16 protein-coding genes, 1 other RNA gene and 1 pseudogene are annotated in these 15,571 nt (G+C 36.2%); 15 read left to right on the top strand and 3 right to left on the bottom strand.

Annotated elements, in window-relative coordinates:
- Positions 1-127 precede the first annotated feature (127 nt).
- From menA to Q0252_RS08860, 3 genes are all read left to right on the top strand, one after another.
- On the top strand, positions 128-1,057 hold the full coding sequence (gene menA, locus Q0252_RS08870; protein ID WP_297985434.1) for a 1,4-dihydroxy-2-naphthoate octaprenyltransferase: 930 nt from the start codon (positions 128-130) through the stop codon (positions 1,055-1,057).
- A gap of 399 nt (positions 1,058-1,456) precedes the next feature.
- Positions 1,457-2,137 (top strand): metal-dependent hydrolase, encoded by a 681-nt coding sequence (locus Q0252_RS08865; RefSeq protein ID WP_297985433.1) that lies wholly within the window; start codon positions 1,457-1,459, stop codon positions 2,135-2,137.
- A 70-nt stretch (positions 2,138-2,207) separates the two neighbouring features.
- Positions 2,208-2,987 (top strand): HNH endonuclease, encoded by a 780-nt coding sequence (locus Q0252_RS08860; protein ID WP_297985432.1) that lies wholly within the window; start codon positions 2,208-2,210, stop codon positions 2,985-2,987.
- Between the two features lies 1 nt (position 2,988).
- Here Q0252_RS08860 and ffs read toward each other — a convergent pair.
- Positions 2,989-3,086: signal recognition particle sRNA small type (gene ffs / locus Q0252_RS08855), an RNA gene on the bottom strand.
- A gap of 47 nt (positions 3,087-3,133) precedes the next feature.
- Between ffs and Q0252_RS08850 the strand changes: the two genes are divergently transcribed.
- The 9 genes and pseudogenes from Q0252_RS08850 to Q0252_RS08810 all read left to right on the top strand — a co-directional run bounded on the left by Q0252_RS08850 (position 3,134) and on the right by Q0252_RS08810 (position 11,304).
- On the top strand, positions 3,134-3,709 hold the full coding sequence (locus Q0252_RS08850) for a DUF4199 domain-containing protein (RefSeq protein ID WP_297985431.1): 576 nt from the start codon (positions 3,134-3,136) through the stop codon (positions 3,707-3,709).
- 18 nt (positions 3,710-3,727) lie between these two features.
- Entirely contained in the window at positions 3,728-4,687 is a 960-nt protein-coding gene (locus Q0252_RS08845; protein WP_297985430.1) for a glycosyltransferase, read from the top strand.
- An 83-nt stretch (positions 4,688-4,770) separates the two neighbouring features.
- Positions 4,771-5,523, top strand: coding sequence for a DUF2807 domain-containing protein (locus tag Q0252_RS08840; protein WP_297985428.1), 753 nt, complete (start codon positions 4,771-4,773; stop codon positions 5,521-5,523).
- A gap of 111 nt (positions 5,524-5,634) precedes the next feature.
- Positions 5,635-7,353 (top strand): phospho-sugar mutase, encoded by a 1,719-nt coding sequence (locus Q0252_RS08835; RefSeq protein ID WP_297985427.1) that lies wholly within the window; start codon positions 5,635-5,637, stop codon positions 7,351-7,353.
- Between the two features lie 165 nt (positions 7,354-7,518).
- The gene (locus tag Q0252_RS08830) at positions 7,519-8,772 is read left to right on the top strand and encodes an aminotransferase class I/II-fold pyridoxal phosphate-dependent enzyme (RefSeq protein ID WP_297985426.1); all 1,254 of its coding nucleotides are present in this window, start codon (positions 7,519-7,521) and stop codon (positions 8,770-8,772) included.
- Between the two features lie 23 nt (positions 8,773-8,795).
- Positions 8,796-9,158, top strand: a pseudogene (locus Q0252_RS08825) (four helix bundle protein).
- Positions 9,159-9,185: 27 nt separating this feature from the next.
- Positions 9,186-9,923: a 3-deoxy-manno-octulosonate cytidylyltransferase gene (gene kdsB, locus Q0252_RS08820; protein ID WP_297985425.1), complete on the top strand. Its 738-nt coding sequence runs from the start codon at positions 9,186-9,188 to the stop codon at positions 9,921-9,923.
- Between the two features lie 139 nt (positions 9,924-10,062).
- A complete protein-coding gene (locus tag Q0252_RS08815) occupies positions 10,063-10,725 on the top strand; it encodes a histidine kinase (RefSeq protein WP_297985424.1) in 663 nt (220 codons plus the stop codon).
- A gap of 3 nt (positions 10,726-10,728) precedes the next feature.
- On the top strand, positions 10,729-11,304 hold the full coding sequence (locus Q0252_RS08810) for a glutathione peroxidase (RefSeq protein ID WP_297985422.1): 576 nt from the start codon (positions 10,729-10,731) through the stop codon (positions 11,302-11,304).
- 113 nt (positions 11,305-11,417) lie between these two features.
- Here the strand turns inward: Q0252_RS08810 and Q0252_RS08805 are convergent, their stop codons facing one another.
- On the bottom strand, positions 11,418-12,074 hold the full coding sequence (locus tag Q0252_RS08805; protein WP_297985435.1) for an NAD(P)H-binding protein: 657 nt from the start codon (positions 12,072-12,074) through the stop codon (positions 11,418-11,420).
- A gap of 102 nt (positions 12,075-12,176) precedes the next feature.
- Here Q0252_RS08805 and Q0252_RS08800 point away from each other — a divergent pair, with 102 nt between their 5' ends.
- Complete coding sequence (locus tag Q0252_RS08800) at positions 12,177-12,530, top strand: MmcQ/YjbR family DNA-binding protein (RefSeq protein ID WP_297985421.1); 354 nt, start codon at positions 12,177-12,179, stop codon at positions 12,528-12,530.
- A 2-nt stretch (positions 12,531-12,532) separates the two neighbouring features.
- Here the strand turns inward: Q0252_RS08800 and Q0252_RS08795 are convergent, their stop codons facing one another.
- On the bottom strand, positions 12,533-13,453 hold the full coding sequence (locus Q0252_RS08795) for a bifunctional riboflavin kinase/FAD synthetase (RefSeq protein ID WP_297985420.1): 921 nt from the start codon (positions 13,451-13,453) through the stop codon (positions 12,533-12,535).
- A 102-nt stretch (positions 13,454-13,555) separates the two neighbouring features.
- Between Q0252_RS08795 and atpD the strand changes: the two genes are divergently transcribed.
- Both atpD and Q0252_RS08785 read left to right on the top strand, forming a co-directional pair.
- The gene (gene atpD / locus Q0252_RS08790; RefSeq protein WP_297985419.1) at positions 13,556-15,064 is read left to right on the top strand and encodes a F0F1 ATP synthase subunit beta; all 1,509 of its coding nucleotides are present in this window, start codon (positions 13,556-13,558) and stop codon (positions 15,062-15,064) included.
- An 84-nt stretch (positions 15,065-15,148) separates the two neighbouring features.
- A complete protein-coding gene (locus Q0252_RS08785) occupies positions 15,149-15,430 on the top strand; it encodes a F0F1 ATP synthase subunit epsilon (RefSeq protein WP_297985417.1) in 282 nt (93 codons plus the stop codon).
- Positions 15,431-15,571 lie beyond the last annotated feature (141 nt).

Below are 15,571 nucleotides of genomic sequence, written 5' to 3'. Positions count from 1 at the left end.
GCCTTCCTCGAAAAAAGAAAACCGGATTTCGGAGATAATCAGTGGATTTCTTAACATAAGTATTTGGTAATGAGCAATAAGAAATTTTGATTATTGCTCATTACTTATTACTCATTACTTATATTTTATGAAGGATTGGATTCAGGCTGCTCGTTTAAGAACTTTACCGCTTTCTATCAGCGGAATTATCATGGGTTCGTTTATCGCGATGTGGCGTTTACATAACGAAGGAAAAGAGTGGGACTGGCGAATTTTTGCGCTGGCTTTGCTTGTAACTTTGCTTTATCAGATTTTATCAAATTACGCGAATGATTATGGCGACGGCGTAAAGGGAACCGATAAACTCCGTATCAACGAAGCCGAACAAAGAGCCGTAGCGTCCGGTAAAATTACAGCCGGACAAATGAAAGACGCTGTCATTTTATTTTCGGCTTTATCATTAATTGCGACTTTAGCATTACTTTATCTAGCTTTTTTTCCTGATTTTATGAAGGAATTCTGGATTTTCATAGGTTTGGGAATTGCCTGTATTTTAGCTGCTATTGGTTACACTGTGGGCAAAAAACCTTATGGCTATTTAGGTTTGGGAGATTTGATGGTGTTTATTTTTTTCGGATTGGTTTCTGTTGGAGGTAGTTATTTTCTGTTCACTAAAACTTTCGACTGGGATGTTTTAATTCCGGCTGCAGCTGCAGGATTAATGAGCGCTGCAGTTCTTAATTTAAATAATATGCGCGATATCGAAAGCGACAGACTTTCCGGAAAGAAATCTTTGGCTTTGAGACTCGGTTTCAGAAACGCGATGATTTACGAAATGGTTTTGCTGCAGCTTCCTATCATTTTAATTTTGGTTTTCTTGATGACGAACGGACTTCACACCCAAGGAAATTATTATGCATTTATCGTGATGATTTTGCTGCTTCCGTTGGTAGGTTTGCGCCGAAAAATTATGGCAGTGAAAGAACCAAAAGAACTCGACCCATTTTTAAAGCAAGTCGGGATTATCACTTTGATGATGGCAGTTTTATTGGCTTTCGGATTAAATTATTTTAATTAGTAAGAAATGTAAAATGTTACAAGGTACTTGAAGAAGTTGTTGCATTAGGAACGAAATCTAGATAGAAATTATTTATAAAGCGCATTCGGCAGGAATTACTAAATCTAAAATACTTGAAAATTTCTCTAATCAATAAAATTATCGCAATCGGAATTTTCATTCTGAACCTCTTTTATTTATGGGTTACATTTGAAATAATAAGTGAAATAAATTCACCTTTCGGAATTTCACCACAAATTATGATATTTACAATTCCCATTAACTTATTGGTTTTAACTTCAATTATGGTATTTTTTAAAAAGTTTGAAAACAGTAAAGTACTTTTAGTTCTAAATGCACTTTTATTTATTATTTATTCACTTTTTTTATATTATATGAACGACTAAAAATTAACGAAAAATGAAAATAAAATTTCTCGGGCAGAACTGTTTTCTGTTCACGTATAAAGGCAAAAATATCCTTTCGGACCCTTTTTATAATTATCAAAAAGATAAATCCAAATTTGATATTTCAGCACAAAAAATTGATTATGTCTTGATTACTCACGCTCACGGCGATCATACTGCTGATGTGAAAGAAGTGTTGGAGCATCATCCAAACGCTCAAATCATTGCTCAACCTGAAATTTGTGGTTATTACAATCATCCAAATTCCATTGATATCAATTTTGGCGGCTCAGCAAAAATTGATGATTTGAAGATTTCGATGGTTCCGGCTTCTCACACTTCAAGTTTTCCGGATGGAACTTATGGAGGTCAACCTTGTGGATATATTTTTAGATTCGATGGCAAAAACGTGTATTTTGCAGGTGATACCGGAGTTATGGCGGACATGAAGATTTTCCCGGAACTTTTTGGAGAAATCAGTTTGTCGATTTTACCAATTGGTTCACATTACACCATGTGTCCTACAAAAGCGAGTTATGCCGCAAAACAATTGTTGAAAACACCTAAGGTTATTGGTTGCCATTTCGATACTTTTCCGCCGATTACCATTAATCATGAAGAAGCTTTAAAAATTTTCGAAGAAAAAGGAGTGGAATTGGTTTTACCAAAATTGGGAGAAGAATTCGAGTGTTAAAAACGCCAACATTATTTTAACGAAATGTGGGATACCAAAAATTTTGTAAATTTGTTGAAATTTAAATTGAATGAAGAAGGAAATCTGGGTGGAACATCCATCATCTACCGAAGGTACAAGTTTTACTAAGTTTGAAGTTTCGAATTTCGGGCGTCTGAAGATTTATAACCATCTTTCTCCGGAAGGTAGAATTACGAATGGGACTATTATAGGTGGAGTTCCCAGCTATGTTTACAAAACATATCAACCCGCCTCTAAAAAGGAACTTGCTATTTTGGCTGAAATTGATGCACAATATCAGGAATCGCGAAATAATGTGGCCAAATTCAGATATCAGCCTTTGAAATTGGCACAATATAAAAAAGAGCGTGACAAGCTAAGAGAGAAAAAGAAAAAGCAGAACCATAAAATTCAGAAGAAAAGAGAGAAGTCTGTTATTTTGGTAATTCATCGACTTGTTGCAGAATATTTCTTGGAGAAACCGTTGGAAGAAGACAGAGTTTTTGTTATTCATAAAGATTTCGACAAAACCAATAATCATGTGGATAATTTGGCCTGGGCGAGCCAGAAAGAAATTAATGCACGACATTCGCAGCAGCCAAAACTTATTCTCCACCGATTCAAAATGCAGTTTTATAATATTCCCGCTCCGGCCAATCACAGAAAACTTTCTGAAGCCGATGTGCTGTACATCAAAAAAAGACTGAAAAAAGGGGATCCTGATGCAAAATTGGCACAGCGATTCAATGTTTCAAATAGCACAATCATGAGTATCCGAAACGGAAAAACCTGGAAAAATATAAAACTGGTAGAAGACTTAGTAAAGGAAAAAAGAAATAAAAAGAAATAAAAAATGGCAAGCTACCTAAATCACACCGCTACAACCGATTACCTTTGCTGCGTTCCCACCCTGGAGGATTTTCAGGAGCTGGTTGTTTAGGACTTGCCGGTGCAAATATACAAATTTTCAGAAAAACTGAAACCTAAAATTTATTTATGATAAAAAAACCTGTGTTACTCGGCCTTATCTTATTCATTATCACGATGATAATTTTTTTCATCGCTTATTTCATCAGCGGAGTAAATTATTTCGACAATTCTATTAAAATCAATGCTTTTTTATTGCCAGTTTTGTACTGTGCATTTGCTTTTATTGCAGTAAGAAGTTATTGGAAAGAGCATAATACTATTACTTTCAAAGAAGCTTTCAGCAAGGCTTTTACAACGATGTTTGTAGGTGGTTTTCTTTCGATGCTAAGCATGTTTATTTATTTAAATTATGTGGACAAAGGCGCGAAAGATTTATTAAATTACCAATATGTTGAAAGACAGAAAGCTGAACTGAACAAAGAATACGAATCTGCAAAAAAAATTCTGGCAAAAGACCAAGATATTCAGGATTTGGAGAAAAAATATCAAGAAAGAATGCAAAGTTTTGCTCCGGAAAAAGTGAAAGATAAGGACATGTTAACAGCAAGTCATTTTTCAGCTTACTTTGCTGCAATCCTTATTTTTTACTTAATTTTGTCGGTGTTTTTTGGAGCGTTTTTCAGGAGCAAAAGCGCACAGTAATTTTATTAATTTTTTACTTTGAATAATCTTAATATATCAATTATAATTCCCCTTTTAAACGAGGAGGAATCTTTGGAAGAACTTTTCACAAGAATCGACAATGTTTGCAATGTTGCAAATTTGTCTTACGAAATTTGGTTTGTGGACGACGGAAGTACTGACCTATCTTGGAGCATTATTGAAAATCTAAAAGTTCAGTATCCCCAAGTTCATGGAATTAAATTCTCTCGTAACTATGGGAAATCTCAGGCTTTACATGCTGCTTTTGAGCGTGCGAATGGTGAAGTTGTGGTTACCATGGATGCTGATTTGCAGGACTTTCCTGAAGAAATTCCGGAACTGTATGCGATGGTGAAAAACGAGAACTACGATATTGTTTCAGGATGGAAGAAGAAGCGTTTTGATAATGTGATGACGAAAAATATTCCGTCAAAACTGTTTAATGCAGCCGCGAGAAAGGTTTCCGGAGTTTATTTGCATGATTTCAATTGCGGCTTGAAGGCCTACAGAAAGCAGGTGGTAAAATCCATCGATGTTTACGGAGATATGCACCGTTACATTCCTGTTTTGGCGGCAAATGCAGGCTTCAGAAAAATTACAGAGAAGGAAGTGCAACATCAGGCGAGACCCTACGGAAGTTCAAAATTCGGGACAGAAAGATTTGTACGCGGCTTTTTGGATTTGGTAACACTTTGGTTTGTAAGCCGTTTCGGAGGACGGCCGATGCATTTTTTCGGAGCCGTTGGAACTTTAATGTTCATCATTGGATTTTTATCGGCACTTTGGCTTGGAATTTCAAAATTAATCGACGTTTCCAAAGGAATTTACGGACATTTAATTGCTGACAATCCTTTCTTCTACATTGCTTTAACGATGATGATTTTAGGAACATTACTTTTCGTTGCAGGTTTCCTTGGTGAGATGATTATCCGAACCAATCGCGACCACAAAAATTATCATATTGAAGAAGTAATTTAGAAGTTTGAAGACCGCAGCACGAAGCTGGAAGTTTATTCAGAAAAATTGAAAAGCGACATAGTCGCGACATATTGGTAGAAAATATGCTTGGAAAAAAAAATAAAGGTGCAGAGCACCGAAATATTGGTTTATATATAATAAATGTTTCTTTTCTTCTCATAATGTTCTTTTTGTTTTCCTGCGGAAAAGTAAAACCAAAAGGAGAAATCATCACTCAGGATAAAAAAGTAGAAGATTTTGTAAACATCGATTTGCAGGGAAAATTTCGTGTTTTCTTTATTAAAAGTCCACAAAATTTTGTAAATGTTGAAACGTACGAAAACGTGGGAAACAACCTGAAAATAAAGGTAAACGATAAAACTTTAACAATTAAAGAAAGACGGGAAACTCAGGGTGTGGATTTCTACAACATCACCATTTATTCAAAGTACAGTCCGGAAAAAATTTCTGTTTCAGATTCTGTTGAACTGAACATTTCAAGCGAAATTAAGACCGATAACTTTAGGCTAAATTTAAAAAATAATGCTAAATTTATAGGCTCGGTAAATACGAGGAGAGCAGAAGTAGAAATGCTGAACACAAGCCGCGCCAATTTTATGGGGAAAACCAAGGATGCAACTTTGAAAATTGCTGATACGGCGAGTTTAATTGCACCTTTCTGGAAAATCGAAAATTTAAAAATAGATTGCCAAAACGGAAGTTACGCTGAAATAAATGTAAAAGACACCTTGAAAGGGACTGTAAAAAATACCGCGAAGTTGGTATACTATAACGACCCGATTCGTGCTTTTAAAATTGAGAAGACAGCGAACGTTCAGAACAAAATTTTAAAATAAGAAGAATAGTTTGATGTTGTTCGAAATAGTTTGAATTTGTTTGATACAGTTCAAACATTATCAACAATTTCAAATCCAATCAAACTTTCAAACAAAAAATATCTATAAACGATGACAACTTTAGACAAAGCAAAACTCTGGTTAACAGATACTTTTGACGAAGAAACAAAAAAAACAATTCAGCAGTGGATTGATACAGATTCCGACGAACTTGAAGATTCTTTCTACCGTGAACTGGAATTCGGAACTGGTGGAATGCGTGGTGTAATGGGAGTTGGAACCAACCGTTTGAACAAATATACTTTGGGACAGGCAACCCAAGGTTTGGCCAATTATCTTCATCAGCAGTTTCCAAACGAGGAAATAAAAGTAGCCATTGCTTATGACGTAAGAAATAACTCAAAAGAATTCGGAAAAATTTGTGCTGATGTGCTTACAGCGAACGGAATTAAAGTTTTACTTTTTAAAGAACACAGGCCAACTCCGGAACTTTCATTTACGGTTCGTAATAAAAAATGTAATGCCGGAATTGTTTTAACGGCTTCTCATAATCCACCTGAATATAACGGATACAAAGTGTATTGGAATGACGGTGCGCAGATTGTTCCACCTCATGATGATGCCATTATTAAGGAAGTTTATTCCGTAAAATTTGAGGACATCAAATTCAATGGGAACGATGATTTGATTGAATGGGTGGATGAAGCTCAGGACGATGTTTACATTGATGCATGTATCGAAAATTCATTGTATCAAAAGGATAAAGTAGGTTACGATAATCTGAATATTGTTTTCACGTCTATTCACGGAACTACTTATACCACCGTTCCAAAAGCTTTAGAAAAAGCTGGTTTCAAGAAAATTGATTTGGTAACGGAACAAATGATTCCAAGCGGAAATTTCCCGACTGTAGAATCTCCAAATCCTGAAGAACCTGCGGCTTTGGCTATGGCTCTTGAGTTAGCAAAAATTACCAACGCGGACATTGTTATCGGAACAGACCCGGATGGAGACAGACTCGGGATTGCAGTGAAAAATTTGGATGGCGAACTTCAGCTGCTGAACGGAAACCAATGCAACACGATTTTAACTTACTATATTCTCGACCAATGGAAAAAAGCCGGAAGAATTACCGGAAAAGAATTCATAGGTTCTACCATCGTAACTTCTGATATTTTCTACGATATCGCTAAAAAATTTGGAGTTGACTGTAAAGTTGGATTAACCGGTTTTAAATGGATTGGTAAGATGATTCGTGATGTTGAAGGTCAGGAGAAATTTATCTGTGGTGGCGAAGAAAGTTTCGGATTTATGACCGGAGATTTCGTTCGCGATAAAGATTCCTGCGGTTCCATTCTTTTGGCCTGTGAAATTGCAGCATGGTGTAAAGCGAACGGAAGTTCCATGTTCCAATACATGATAGAGATTTATAAAGACCTCGGAATGTACTATGAAGGTTTGATTAATGTGGTGAGAAAGGGAAGAACCGGTGCAGAAGAAATTCAGCAGATGATGAAGGATTTCCGCGAAAATCCACCAAAACAAATTGCAGGCTCTTCAGTTGCGCTAATTAAAGACTACAAAGAGCAAACAAAAACAGATGTAGCTACCAATTCAACTTCTGTAATGGACGAAATTCCAAAATCCAATGTTTTGATTTTCTATACTGAAGACGGTACAAAAGTTTGCGTAAGACCTTCCGGTACAGAACCGAAAATTAAGTTTTATGTTTCTGTGAAAGACCGAATTACTTCAGAACAGGATTTCAAAGAAAAGCTGGTTTCCTTAGAGTCAAAAATAGACCAAGTAAAAACCGATCTGAAACTGTAAAAAATTAATCTTATTATTGAAAATAGAAGGCTTTAGTTAAAAAAATAAACTTCAAAATTCAATTTTACAAAATAAAGTAAGCATAACATGCTGAAAGATTGAAAAGCGGTTGAAGAACACTATCTTTGCACCGCTTTTTAAATATAAATCCTAACAAAAATAAACGTGAAAGTATCAAAACTAGCTCAAAACCTTATTGGTTCCGAGATTATTAAAATCGGAAATCAGGTGAACGACATGAAAGCGCAGGGTGCAGAAATTGCCAATCTTACGATTGGCGACCTCAATTCCAATATTTACCCAATTCCGGCTAAACTGAAAGCCAATATTCAGAAAGCTTATCAGGAAAATTTAACCAATTATCCGCCTTCAAACGGTTTGGCTTCTTTAAGAAAAGCAGTTTCTAAGGACATTAAAAACCGTTGGAATTTAGATTATTCTGAAAACGATATTTTGGTTGCAGGAGGTTCGCGTCCGTTAATTTATGCTACTTTTAAAACCATTGTGGATGAAGGTGACAAAGTGGTTTACCCAATTCCATCATGGAACAATAACCATTACGCCTATCTTACTCACGCTGATAAAATTGAAGTTGAAACTTCGCAAGCGAATAATTTTCTTCCAACGGCAGATGATTTAAAGCCGCATTTGGAAGGTGCTGTACTTTTGGCTTTATGTTCCCCGTTGAATCCAACCGGGACCATGTTTACCAAAGAACAGTTAACGGAAATCTGTGAACTGGTTCTTGAGGAAAATAAAAAAAGAGGAGCAGACGAAAAAGCTCTTTATTTAATGTACGACCAAATTTATTCGATGTTAACTTTTGGCGAGGAGCATTTTAATCCGGTTTCCTTGTTTCCGGAGCTGAAAGATTACACGATTTTTATTGATGGAACTTCAAAATGTTTCGCAGCAACTGGAGTTCGCGTTGGTTGGGGATTTGGTCCGAGCGAAATTATAGATAAGATGAAAGCTTTCCTCACTCATGTTGGAGCTTGGGCTCCAAAGCCGGAACAGGAAGCAGTAGCGCAATATCTTGATGATTCGGCTCAGGTAAATGCTTTTGTTGACGATTTTAAAGGAAAGATTGCGGAAAGTCTGAAAACACTTCACGAAGGAATTCAGAACATGAAATCACGTGGTTTTCGCGTAGAGAGCATTAAACCAATGGGAGCTTTGTACTTAACTGTTGAGTTGGATTACATCGGAAAAACAAAACCGGACGGTTCGCAAATTGTGGATTCTTCAGATTTAGTTTTTTATTTGATTAACGAGGCCGGTGTTGCTTTGGTTCCGTTTTCAGCATTTGGAAATTCTAGAAATATGGCTTGGTTCCGTGCTTCAGCAGGAGGTTTAAGTCTTGATGAAATTAAAGCAATGCTTCCGAGATTAGAGACGGCGCTTTCAAAACTGAAATAATTATAAATGATGAATGATGATTGATGAATGAAAATCCAATTGCAAAGAAAACCTTTGATTTTGCTGTTGTAATAATTGATTTTTATAGAAAATTTTCTTCGGAAAAAAGAGAATTTATTTTGTCAAAGCAGATTTTACGATCCGGTACTTCAATTGGCGCAAATGTTCGCGAAGGCTTGAATGCACAAAGTAAATTGGATTTCATTCATAAATTATCAATTGCTCAGAAATAATGTGATGAAACAATTTATTGGTTAGAGTTGTTGTTTGCAACGAATGATATTTCAGAAATCGAATTTTCAAATTTGAAAAATGATGCGACAGAAATCCTGAAAATTCTTCGAAGCATTATTATTACTACAAAAAGTAACATCAAAAATTCATAATTCATAATTCATAATTCATAATTTCATATGAAAATAATCGCCGTTATTCCTGCCCGTTATGAAGCTTCAAGATTTCCAGGTAAACTCATGGAAATTTTGGGAGAAAAAACCGTGATTTCAACTACTTACAAAAACGTTGTGGAAACCGGATTGTTTGATGAAGTTTTCGTGGCGACAGATTCTGAAATTATTTTTGATGAAATTCAAAAAAATGGCGGAAATGCTGTAATGACGGGACAACACGAAACAGGAAGCGACAGAATTGCAGAAGCTATACAAAATATTGAATGCGATATCGTCATCAATGTTCAGGGCGATGAACCTTTTTTGAAAACGGAGCCTTTAAACCAACTGATTCAGGTTTTTCATCAAGATGAAAAGAAGGAAATCTCTTTGGCTTCACTGAAAAACAAACTCCACGAACCAGAAGAAGTAGAAAATCCCAACAATGTAAAAGTCATTACGGATTTAAAAGGTTTTGCGCTGTATTTTAGCCGTTCGGTAATTCCATATCATCGGGAAAAGACCATTGAGGCAGAATATTTCAAGCATATTGGCGTTTATGCTTTCCGGAAAGAAGCCTTGCTGAAATTTTCTGAACTGGAAATGACATCTCTAGAAAAACTCGAAAAAATTGAGTGCATCCGTTACCTCGAAAACGGCATGAAAATCAAGATGATAGAAACTGATTTTGTGGGCGTTGGAATTGATGTTCCCGAAGATTTGGAAAAAGCAAAAGAAATATTGAAGAAAGGTATTAGTTAACAGTTAAAAGGTAGTAGTTAAAATGAGGACCCAAAAAATGAATTTATTTTCAAAACGAATTGCTCTTAACTAATAACTAGTAACAGCAAACTAGTAACTAATAAATAAAAAACATATATTTGGAATCTTAATAGAACGAATGAAAAAGGTACTTTTAGTCATTGTAATGATGTTGACATGTGCGGTAAATGCACAAACTGCGAAGGATATCATTGACAAAAACATTGAACTTTCTGGGGGATTAACCAACTGGAAACTGTTGAACTCCGTAATGCTGCAGGGAAAAGTAACACTCGGAATCAACGATTCTTACCCAATAAAAATTTATCAGCAAAGACCGAATTTAACCAAAACTGTAATAACTATCGGTAAAAAAGAAACACCGATTGAAGGATTTGACGGTAAAAAAGGATATGCGATGAATTATGCAGCCAACAAACTGCAGGAATATCCAAACTATAATGCGGAAAGTTTTGACAACGATTTTATCGATTGGGAAAGCAAAGGTTTTGATGCCAAACTGATTGGAAAAGATAAAGTAGGAGATGCAACAACCTTTGTGGTGGAACTGACGAAAAACGTTAATAAAACACGTTATTATTTTGATGTAAAAACGTATATGCTGCTAAAAGAAATCAATAAGGATGAAACTTTGGTGTATGGAGATTACAGAAAAATCGGAAGTCTTTTGATGCCTTTCCGAATTGAAGCATCTTCCCCAAAAAAGGACAGCGATTATGTGATGTTGCTGAATAAAATTGAAACCAACAAAGTTTTCCCTGCGAATACTTTTAAATTTTAAGTCATGAAAAAATTATTTATTGTACTGCTTTCTGTAGTGGCTTTTCTAAAAAGCTGCACCGGACAGAAATCTGAAACTTCACAGGCAAATACGGAAAAGGAAATGGGAAAAACAATTTATGATTACAAGGTGGAAGCTTTGGACGGAAGCGAAATTAATTTCGCGGATTTCAAAGGGAAGAAAATTTTGATTGTGAACACCGCTTCAGAATGCGGTTTTACTCCTCAATATGCAGACTTGGAAAAATTATATGAAGCTAACAAAGACAAACTGGTGATTGTAGGATTTCCAGCCAATAATTTCGGTGGGCAGGAGCCGGGAAGCAATGCGGAAATAGGAACCTTCTGTCAGAAAAATTATGGTGTAACTTTTCCAATGGCGGCAAAAGTCTCTGTGAAGGGCGATGACACTGCGCCTATTTTTAAATATCTAACCGAAAAAGAACTGAACGGCGTAAAAAATTCTGCTATTCTATGGAACTTTACCAAGTTTTTAGTAGATGAAAACGGAAAACTCATCGACAGTTTTGTAAGTACAACAAAACCTACGGATGATGCGATTACAAAGTATTTGAAGTAGTTTTATTACCAAAAATTTTGCCACGAATTCATTAATTTTATTAATGAATTCGTGGCAATTTTATTTTAGGAATCTTATGATTGTAGTATTAAATCAGCACAATCTGCGGGAACTTAATCCCTTACTTTCTCCGCAAACGCAAATATTCCTCCCAATTTTATTTTAGAATATCCGTTGGATTTTATTTTGGATGAATTGACCATCGCTTGAGCTAAAACATCCGTTGGCAAAGGTTTCTGACTTTCGAATAATCCTAATTTATTTGCGATTTTGATGATTTTTCCGCCCAAAACTTCGCCGGCTCTTTCAGTATCTTTTCTTTCGAGTATTCCAGGTTGGAAGATGGTCATTTTGTTAAAATGCAGTTTTTTTACTTCCTGTTCCAGCTCGCCTTTCATTCGTGAATAGAAAATTTTTGAGTTGGGATTTGCACCGTACGCAGAAACTAAAACATAATCTTCCACCCCGTTTTCTTTGGCGGCTTGTGCAAAATTATACTGGTAATCGAAATCCACTTTTCGTTGTGCTTCCTTGCTTCCAGCATCTTTCAGAGTAGTTCCAAGACATGAAAAAGCAACATCACCCTGAACAAGATTTTTCCATTCGTCCGGTTTTTCAAAATCTACGACGTGCGTTTTGAGCTTTGTATTGTCAATGTTCATTGGTTTGCGAACGAAAACATTTACTTCTTCGTAATCTTTATCTGCAAGTAATTTATTAACTAAATCTTTTCCTGTAGCGCCGGTTGCGCCGATAACAAGTGCTTTCATAACAATAAAATCTGTAATTAAAGTTGAGTAATAAGCAATTCTAAATGTAGTAAATTTGTTTGAAACATTACTCATTACCTATTATTTATCACTCATTTAAAAATGGAAATTCAGGAGATACTCGAATATTGCGCACTGAAGAAAGGTGTGGAGGAAACTTTTCCATTCGACAGTGAAACTTTGGTGCTGAAAGTGGGTGGAAAAATGTTTCTGCTCATTCCTTTGGAAAAACATCCCCTAACCATCAGTGTGAAAACCGACCCGGAATGGAGCGGAGAACTTCGCGAACAGTATCCGCAGATTGAAGGCGCTTATCACATGAACAAAACGCATTGGAATTCCGTAGTTTGTGAAGGATTGAAGCCGGATTTAATTAAAAAATTAATCGATCATTCCTACGAATTAATCTTCAAATCGTTAACGAAAAAATTGCAGCGAGAGTTTTTGAATTCTTAAAATCAGAAAGAAAAATTCTCCGTCATCACTTTATCTTCATCAAGCCTTTCAATCAACTTTTCCAAAGATTCGAATTTAATTTCATCGTGAAGAAAATCGCGGAAGTTTACAGAAATTTCTTCTCCATAAATATTGGCATCAAAATCAAGGATAAAAACTTCTGTTGACAATTGTTGTCCATTCACAGTAGGATTGGTTCCGATGCTCAACATTCCCTTATATTTTTGATCTTTCACAAAAACTTCAACGATGTAGGCACCTTTTTTAGGCAAAAGTTTGATAGGATTGGTTTGAATATTCGCAGTGGGATAACCAATTGTTCTTCCTATTTTCTTTCCGTCAACCACAATTCCTTTGATAGAATAAACGTAACCCAACATTGCGTTAGCTTCGATGACGTTTCCCGCAGCCAAAGCATTTCGGATTTGGGTAGAACTGATATTTTTATCGTGAAAATTCACGGCTTCAACTTGCTGAACTTCAAAACCACCTTCAGAAGACATTTTTTGCAGTAATGCAAAATCTCCGCTTCGGTTTTTCCCAAAAGTATGGTCGTGACCAATAATCAGATATTTTACATTGAGTTTTTCAACCAAAATTTGTCTCACAAATTCTTCTCCGGTTAAATTTCGGAAGGCTTCATCAAATTCTTTCAGAAATAAATGTTGAACGCCGTTTTTTTCGAGCAGATACGTTTTTTCTTCAATCGTGTTGAGCAGTTTCAAATCATCATTTGGGTTGAAAACTGTTCTCGGATGTGGCCAAAAAGTGAGGATGGCGGATTGCAGACCTTTGTTATGGGCAACGTCATTCAGTTGTCTAATGATGGTTTGATGACCAAGATGAACACCATCAAACATCCCAATAGACAGCGCCAAAGGTGTTTTTTCATGGTATTCATTTAAGTTTTTAATGATTTTCAAAGAAGAAAAATTTAATGGTGCAAATATGACAAAAATCTTTTTTTTAACCAATTGTAGATTTCCTTAATATCACTATATTTGCACACACGAAAAAATTTAGCAATGGCAAACCAAATTAAAGGAAAAATTTCTCAAATTATCGGTCCGGTAATCGACGTAGTTTTTACAGAAGTAGAAGAGCTTCCAAAAATCTATGACGCACTGGAAATCACTAAACATAACGGCGAAAAAGTTGTACTTGAAGTAGAGCAGCACATCGGTCAAGATTCTGTAAGATGTATCGCGATGGATGCAACAGACGGTCTTCAAAGAGGACAGGATGTTTACGGACAGGGACAGCAAATTACCATGCCAATTGGTGAGGCTGTAAACGGAAGATTGTTTAATGTAGTAGGAGACGCAATAGACGGTATCCAGAGTATTTCTAAAGAAGGAGGATTGCCAATCCACAGAGAAGCACCAAAATTCGACCAACTTTCTACTTCTGCTGAAGTTTTATTCACAGGGATTAAAGTTATCGACCTTATTGAGCCTTATGCAAAAGGAGGTAAAATTGGATTGTTCGGTGGAGCAGGTGTAGGTAAAACAGTATTGATCCAGGAACTGATTAACAATATCGCAAAAGGACACGGTGGTCTTTCTGTATTCGCAGGAGTAGGTGAAAGAACCCGTGAAGGAAACGACCTTTTGAGAGAGATGTTGGAGTCCGGAATTATTAAATATGGTGATGATTTCATGCACTCTATGGAAAATGGAGGTTGGGATCTTTCTAAAGTAAATCTTGAAGAAATGAAAGACTCTAAGGCAACTTTCGTTTTCGGACAGATGAACGAGCCACCTGGAGCAAGAGCAAGAGTAGCACTTTCTGGTCTTACAATAGCAGAATATTTCCGTGATGGTGACGGACAAGGACAGGGAAGAGACGTTCTTTTCTTCGTAGATAACATTTTCCGTTTTACACAGGCTGGTTCTGAGGTGTCTGCACTTTTGGGACGTATGCCTTCTGCGGTAGGTTACCAACCAACTTTGGCATCTGAAATGGGTGCGATGCAGGAAAGAATTACTTCTACTAAAAATGGTTCAATTACTTCTGTACAGGCGGTTTACGTACCTGCGGATGACTTAACTGACCCGGCTCCTGCAACAACGTTTGCTCACTTGGATGCTACAACAGTATTGGACAGAAAAATTGCAGCTTTGGGTATTTATCCGGCGGTAGATCCATTGGCTTCTACGTCAAGAATCTTGGCTCCGGAAATCATCGGTGAAGAACATTATAACTGTGCTCAGAGAGTAAAAGAAATTCTTCAGAGATACAAAGCATTGCAGGATATTATTGCAATCCTTGGTATGGAAGAATTGTCTGAAGAAGATAAATTGGTGGTTTACAGAGCGAGAAAAGTACAGAGATTCTTATCTCAGCCTTTCCACGTTGCTGAGCAGTTTACAGGGATCCCGGGATCTTTGGTAGATATCAAAGATACCATAAAAGGATTTAATATGATCATAGATGGTGAGCTGGATCAGTATCCGGAAGCAGCATTCAACCTAAAAGGAACCATTGAAGAAGCGATTGCTGCAGGACAAAAAATGCTTGCTGAAAACGCTTAAGAAATTTTAAATGTTAAATTTTAGATTTTAGATTGAATTGCAATAATTTATAATTTAAAATCTACAATCTATAATTTCATAATAATGAATATAAAAATTTTAACTCCGGAATATGTAGTTTTTGATGGCGAGGTAGAGTCTGTTCTATTGCCTGGAAAAAGCGGCCAGTTCCAGATTTTTAAGAACCACGCGGCGATAGTTTCTGCCTTGGTAAACGGTAAAGTGAAGATCTACACAGACAAAGTTGGTGCAGCTTACGAGAAATACCTGACTAAAGAAACGGAAGCCAAGTCTGCTTTCTCCTACGAGATCAAAAGCGGCGTTCTTGAATTTAACAACGATAAAGGTATTATTCTTTGCGAATAAGCCAAAACAACAACAATAAGAAAGCGGACCAGTGATGGTTCGCTTTTTTTATTGGGATTAGCTATTTAAAATTAAGACACTATCCCGTGAAGTATGTAAGTAGAAAAGTTAGGCTTGGATTTTATAATCTGAGCCTTTTTT

It is taken from the genome of uncultured Chryseobacterium sp. (genome assembly GCF_936933875.1).
GTDB lineage: Bacteria > Bacteroidota > Bacteroidia > Flavobacteriales > Weeksellaceae > CAKZIK01.
Note: the sequence above shows the minus strand (reverse complement) of the source record. Positions and strands in the feature narration are given on the sequence as shown.

Bases quoted from the DNA above. Each gene is read 5' to 3' on its own strand.
- menA (WP_297985434.1), top strand. From the start codon at position 128: ATGAAGGATTGGATTCAGGCTGCTCGTTTAAGAACTTTACCGCTTTCT.
- Q0252_RS08865 (WP_297985433.1), top strand. From the start codon at position 1,457: ATGAAAATAAAATTTCTCGGGCAGAACTGTTTTCTGTTCACGTATAAA.
- Q0252_RS08860 (WP_297985432.1), top strand. From the start codon at position 2,208: ATGAAGAAGGAAATCTGGGTGGAACATCCATCATCTACCGAAGGTACA.
- Q0252_RS08850 (WP_297985431.1), top strand. From the start codon at position 3,134: ATGATAAAAAAACCTGTGTTACTCGGCCTTATCTTATTCATTATCACG.
- Q0252_RS08840 (WP_297985428.1), top strand. From the start codon at position 4,771: ATGCTTGGAAAAAAAAATAAAGGTGCAGAGCACCGAAATATTGGTTTA.
- Q0252_RS08835 (WP_297985427.1), top strand. From the start codon at position 5,635: ATGACAACTTTAGACAAAGCAAAACTCTGGTTAACAGATACTTTTGAC.
- kdsB (WP_297985425.1), top strand. From the start codon at position 9,186: ATGAAAATAATCGCCGTTATTCCTGCCCGTTATGAAGCTTCAAGATTT.
- Q0252_RS08815 (WP_297985424.1), top strand. From the start codon at position 10,063: ATGAAAAAGGTACTTTTAGTCATTGTAATGATGTTGACATGTGCGGTA.
- Q0252_RS08810 (WP_297985422.1), top strand. From the start codon at position 10,729: ATGAAAAAATTATTTATTGTACTGCTTTCTGTAGTGGCTTTTCTAAAA.
- Q0252_RS08805 (WP_297985435.1), bottom strand. From the start codon at position 12,074: ATGAAAGCACTTGTTATCGGCGCAACCGGCGCTACAGGAAAAGATTTA.
- Q0252_RS08800 (WP_297985421.1), top strand. From the start codon at position 12,177: ATGGAAATTCAGGAGATACTCGAATATTGCGCACTGAAGAAAGGTGTG.
- atpD (WP_297985419.1), top strand. From the start codon at position 13,556: ATGGCAAACCAAATTAAAGGAAAAATTTCTCAAATTATCGGTCCGGTA.
- Q0252_RS08785 (WP_297985417.1), top strand. From the start codon at position 15,149: ATGAATATAAAAATTTTAACTCCGGAATATGTAGTTTTTGATGGCGAG.